Genomic DNA, 5,028 nt, shown 5'->3' with positions numbered 1-5,028 from the left:
CGGTGCCGGCATGACTTCCGGCGAAGCTCGCCATCGCGAGCAGGACCGGCGCCGACGACTGCGCGCTGGCGGCCGACGGCAAGGCCACGGAGAGGGCGGCAAGCCCCAGCGCGGCGATCATCTTCAGTTTCATCGTGTGTACTCCTTCCCTGGCCGTTTTCAGAAGAAACCGTTGCGTCGGCCGTCGCGACGGTCATCGTGGCGGGCGCTGCTGTCGCCCAGCGCCGAGCGCCGGACCTCCAGCTCAACCCCGTCCCCCTTGCGGCGAATGCGGACATCCTGCGGGGCGATGTTGTTGCGCTTCGCCCAGCGGTCTGCGTCGGCATCCGAGCCGAACTCGCCCATTTCCTCGAAATCCCAGTTGCTCATGTCTCCTGTCCCGGTTGATCGCCGTGCCGGCGCGCGGGGGCCGGTCCTGGCGGTGCGATGCGAAATCCCCGCGCGTGGATGAAGGACAGTGTCACTGGATCGAGGCCGGTTTGGCGGCGATGCGCCGGACCACGAGATTGCTGTCGGCCCCCAGACGAAGATCGAGCGTGTGCCCGACCCGTCGCGTGAACAGCATCACGCCGGCAACCTCGTCGTGCAGCGTGCCCTTGCCGAAGAAGGTCCGAGAATCTGCCCATTCGCGGCCGTGGATGAAGCGGACGCGATATTGGCCGAGCGGGGCTGGCACGGTGACACGCTCGAAGGCGCGGACATAGACCGACAGCCGGTTCTTCGCCGTCGCCGGATCGAGCAGCTGGACGATGCTATTGTCTGCCGCACCCTGAATGGTCAGGTGGCTTCTGACGGTTCGCAGGTCGACGCTGGAGGAGACGGCGACCGTTCCCGATTCCGGAAAACCGGTGTTCGTCCCCACGATTGACGCGAACAGGCTGGAGGTTGCGCGCTTGATCTGGCCCTGCCCGGCCCAGGCCGCAAGGACCAGTGCGATGGCAACACCGACGCCCAGCGCCTGCCAGTAAGGGGCCGGCGTGAAGCGCGGGCGGGGCCGCCATCGACCGCGCTGATAATCGTGGCCCCTGTTCCTGGCTTCGAACCACGACCCTTTCGATCCGCCAGATATCCAGCTCGCGCTCCCCAGCGGCACCGATTTCCTGAACCCGAAGCGGTTCAGCTCGACCCGTGCCTTGCGATCGTTCCATTGCGTCGCACCGGGATCGAGCCCCTGCCGCTTGCGGTAGCGATCGCGCATATAGTCGCGATCATCGATGCCCATCGACCACCTCCATCGACTGCGAGGGGAGAGCCAGGGGAAACACGTCCATTCTGGACAGCATCGCGTGATCGCGCAGCGAGGCCTCGACGGCGACAACCTCGCTCGAAGTCAGTCCAGGTTCGCGTCGTACGAACAGGATGGTCGACGCCGATCCTGCCAGCCAGCGCGCGATGGAGATCCTGGGCATCAGCCGGTCGTGGTCGGCGAAAGCGTGGGTCGCTCGTCGCACGCCGGCCAGCACGGTCATTCCCCAACGCAGGGCGTGACCGTTTCCAGAATCGTGTCCCGCCGCCTCTGCGACGGCTTCCGGCGGGAGATCCCGTATCAGATCGCGGACGGCCGAAAGGGTCGCACCAGGTTCATCGCCGGCATGCTGGATCGCGCGGAGCAGCACATAGCGCGAAGCGCAGGTGTAGCCCGAGCAAACGTCAGGATCGTCGGGAAGGAACGCTTCGATCGCGGACGAGCGTGCATAGTCGCTCGGATGGTCTGCGAAGAAGTCCCAGTTGCCGCGCGCGGGGTCGATCAGCTGGTCGCGGACCTGGTCGGCGAGTTCGGCGATCGCGTCGCCATCGCCGAATACCGCGAGCCGGCCCCCGTCACCGGCGCGGACCGCTTCAAGCGCCGCTTCCGTCAGATCCGCGGTTTCGGCGATCGTGAGGGTCGCGTGCGTCGGCTCGGGTTGGCGCCGGAAGCGAAAAGGGAAACTACCGTCCACCGGGCGTACCTTGGGTTGCGGGCGGAACGAAAATTCCACCATCGGTGTGAAGCGACGCGCTGACGATTCCGCATCCGACCGCCCAGGCGAAGGTGAAAGCCGCCACCGCGGCCGCCAGGAGTCCCGCCTGACGCAACCGGCGCGTCAGCGGGACGATCATGCGTGGTGCGGTTGACCGTGGCTCCACGGGCTTCCTGCGGGCCTGATGGCCATACTCGGCCGTTCCCTCGATCGCGTCGCAGGGCGGCGTGTCGAGCCGCGAGGTCCGACCGATGCGGGGAGGCCCGTGCATATAGTCGCGGTCGGCGAGGCTCATCGTGCTGGCTCGGACCGGACCCGGAGGGCACGCAGCGCGCGGGTGAGCGGCAGGAGTAAGACGTAGGTCAGGCCGAAAATCGCGGCCATCGCAAGCGTTTCGCCGCCCCAGTCGAGCGCATCGTCGCGCCGCGCGAGCTGGCTGCATTGCGTGAGCGTATGAGTGTCGAGGTCGCAGGCGTGCCAGTGCTTGGTGGCGATCACCTGGTCCCAGGTCGGTGGTGATGTGGTCATGCTCATAGCTCCAGTCCGATGTCCTTTTCGGGGTAGGGAAGTTCAGGCCCTTTGGGCTCGACCGGGACGCTGAACCGGGAGAGGTCGAGCGAGGGATCGGTACGGATGTCGATCTTGCCGCCGGTCGAGGGGCGGGCTGTATCTGCGCTCGGCTCGCCTCCGACTTTCTCCGGTCCGCGATCGAGGTCGGGCGGCAGCGAAGGGTTGAACGTCTCGCCCGCGCCGGCTTTCGTGGCTGCGCCGGCAGCGCCGCGATCGGGGTCGATCGACAGCGCGCCGGTGGTCTCGAGCGCCGAGGTCTTGTTGCCCTCGTTGCGCTCGATCGCGGCGGTCAGCTTCTCGCGGTCGTCGGTGAACAGCTGGATGTCGTCGCGGACGCGCGTGACGGTGACGTTGAACAGCCGCTGGTTGGAGAGGTTCGATTCCCTGTGGCTCATCACCGCGATCGCGGTGTCGGTGGTGATGCCCTGCGCCGCGTGCATGTTGAGCGCGTAGGCGAGGCTGATCCGCTCCATCATCGGATCGCCCGCCTTCAGCTCGTGGAGGGTGCCGTCGCTCGCCTCCACCTTGATCCCCGACGGGTCGGCCGAGACGACGCGGGCGATATCGTTGTTGTTGAGGCCGCGGTCCTTGTCGTTCTGGGTCCAGCGGATCTTGTCGCCCTCATGCAGCTTGATCTGCTCGCGCTGGGCGAGCTGCATCGCGTCGGTCTTGTCGACCGGCGATATCTTCTGCGGATCGAAGGTCCGTACCCGGTTGCCGATCTGGACCTGAACGCGCCCCTTCGCGTCGACGCCGAGCACGTCATAGGTGCCGGGGCTGAGGCCGAGCTCGCGCATGGCATGGCGCAGGTCGATCACCTGGCCGGGCTTATAGGTATGCGCGTAGCGGAGTTCCTCGCGCGTGACGTTGACCTTGTCGAGGACCGGGGTGACGACGCCGTCCCCTTTCAACGTGCCCTCCGCGGCGAGGCCGTCCTGGATGCGCACGTTGAGCTCTGCGCGCGCGACGCGGCCCGACGAGAACATCGCGGTGGTCTCGCGCTGTTCGGGGGTTAGGCCCAGCCAGTGTTCGGCCGCGGCCTTCACATGCTCGGGGTTGGCGGTGACCTTGTCGCCGAGCATCGCCATCGCCTCGCGCACCTCGCCGCGGTTGGTCAGCGCGGCGACGGTGCGCAGCTGCTCGGTGCGCTGGCGCAGATTCTCGTCCATCCGCGCCAGCGTGATCCCGCCGGCCTGCGCGAGCGCGAACGCCTTGCCGGCGTCGACCGCGGTGATCTGCTGGCGATCGCCGATCATCAGGAAGCGATCGACGCCGAGCGCATTGGCGATGCCGACCAGGTGCTTCATCTGCTCCGAGCCGACCATCGAGGCTTCGTCGAGGATGAGCGTGGTGCCGGCGAGCGCGTCTCGCGCGCCGTCATAGCCCGCGCCCTTCCCAGCGAGCGCGTGGCGGGCATAGCTGTGGACGAACGAGGACACGGTGCGGCTCTCGATGCCGGCTTCGGCGCCGAGACGATCGGCGGTCGCCTTCATGAGCGCGAGACCGACCACCTTGCCGCCTTCCTGCTCGACATTGCGCGCGACGCTCGCCAGCATGGTCGACTTGCCGGCGCCCGAGACGCCCTGGACCGCGACGATGCGATCGGCGGAAGTGAGCGCCATCGTCGCGGCCGCCATCTGCCCTGCATTGAGTTCCTTGTCGCCCGATGCGGCGTTGATCCGCTCGATAACGGTGTCGGCGGAGACGATCACCCGCCCCTCCCCCTTGCCGCGCTCGATCTCTGCAAGGATGCCGCGCTCCGTCGCGAGCGCCTCGGGCGTCGTGACATGGGTGACGACGCTGTCGATCCGGTCATCCTTGCCCGGAATCAGCTTCTCGTTGCGGATGAGCTCGGAGACGCGCGCGTCGACATGCGCGGCGGTGACACCCTTCAGCCCGAGGTCGAGCGCGGTCCTGGTGATGTCCGGCACCGCGAACGCGGCTTCGCGTTGGGCATGGATGCGGATCGCGGAGGCGACGGCGTGCTGGGCGCGCAGATCCACCGGCGCGATGCGCAGCCGGTCGAGGCCGCTGGCGACGAGCGGATCGGCGGGTCGGAATAACTCGCCCAGGCTTTCGCGGAGATTGGCCAGGACGTCACCGAGGCGCTCCATCGGTCGTGGCTGGGCATCGAGGCCGCTGGCGCCAGCACGCTCGCGCGCGGCATCGACCAGTGCCTTGCCGTCGAATCCGAGCGCGGCCGCCCGGTCACGCCATTCCTGGCGCAGGGCATCGCGATCCTCGACGTTCAGCTTGGCGTCGCGGGTATTGTTGGTCACCTTGCGCAACGCCTCGGCGGAGGTGACACCGAGCTCGCCGGCTTTCGCCAGGATATCGGCGCGCCGCTGGCTGAAGGTGTCGATCACCTCCTTAGGCACGCCGGCGATCTCGAACTGGCCGTGCTTGCCGGTGACGCTTGTTTCGTAGCCGATCTTTGCCAGCTCGGCGCGAAACTGGGCGTGATAGGCCGCGCCGATCGTGGTGTTGTTCTTCCAGA

At 67.5% G+C, this 5,028-nt stretch carries 5 protein-coding genes; all 5 read right to left on the bottom strand.

The features are described 5' to 3' along the window. Nucleotides 1-159 precede the first annotated feature (159 nt). Nucleotides 160-369: a hypothetical protein gene (locus AX735_RS13740; protein ID WP_010409146.1), complete on the bottom strand. Its 210-nt coding sequence runs from the start codon at nucleotides 367-369 to the stop codon at nucleotides 160-162. Between the two features lie 91 nt (nucleotides 370-460). Further along, a complete protein-coding gene (locus AX735_RS13735) occupies nucleotides 461-1,222 on the bottom strand; it encodes a hypothetical protein (RefSeq protein ID WP_010409145.1) in 762 nt (253 codons plus the stop codon). Beyond that, nucleotides 1,209-1,982 carry a type IV secretion protein gene (locus tag AX735_RS13730; protein ID WP_024310594.1) on the bottom strand — a complete coding sequence of 258 codons (774 nt, stop codon included), beginning with the start codon at nucleotides 1,980-1,982 and terminating at the stop codon, nucleotides 1,209-1,211. Before AX735_RS13730 ends, AX735_RS13735 begins: the two co-directional genes overlap by 14 nt. A gap of 270 nt (nucleotides 1,983-2,252) precedes the next feature. Beyond that, a complete protein-coding gene (locus AX735_RS13725; protein WP_033967468.1) occupies nucleotides 2,253-2,489 on the bottom strand; it encodes a hypothetical protein in 237 nt (78 codons plus the stop codon). A 2-nt stretch (nucleotides 2,490-2,491) separates the two neighbouring features. Then, a partial coding sequence (locus AX735_RS13720; RefSeq protein WP_066281274.1) for an AAA family ATPase occupies nucleotides 2,492-5,028 on the bottom strand: 2,537 nt, incomplete at its 5' end.

Source organism: Blastomonas sp. CCH1-A6 (genome assembly GCF_001556365.1).
GTDB classification, from domain to species: Bacteria; Pseudomonadota; Alphaproteobacteria; order Sphingomonadales; family Sphingomonadaceae; genus Blastomonas; species Blastomonas ursincola.
This window is presented reverse-complemented; position numbering and strand designations above follow the sequence as displayed.

Excerpts from the sequence above, each read along its gene's own strand:
- AX735_RS13735 (WP_010409145.1), bottom strand. The coding sequence starts at position 1,222 with ATGGGCATCGATGATCGCGACTATATGCGCGATCGCTACCGCAAGCGG.
- AX735_RS13740 (WP_010409146.1), bottom strand. The coding sequence starts at position 369 with ATGAGCAACTGGGATTTCGAGGAAATGGGCGAGTTCGGCTCGGATGCC.
- AX735_RS13730 (WP_024310594.1), bottom strand. The coding sequence starts at position 1,982 with ATGGTGGAATTTTCGTTCCGCCCGCAACCCAAGGTACGCCCGGTGGAC.
- AX735_RS13725 (WP_033967468.1), bottom strand. The coding sequence starts at position 2,489 with ATGACCACATCACCACCGACCTGGGACCAGGTGATCGCCACCAAGCAC.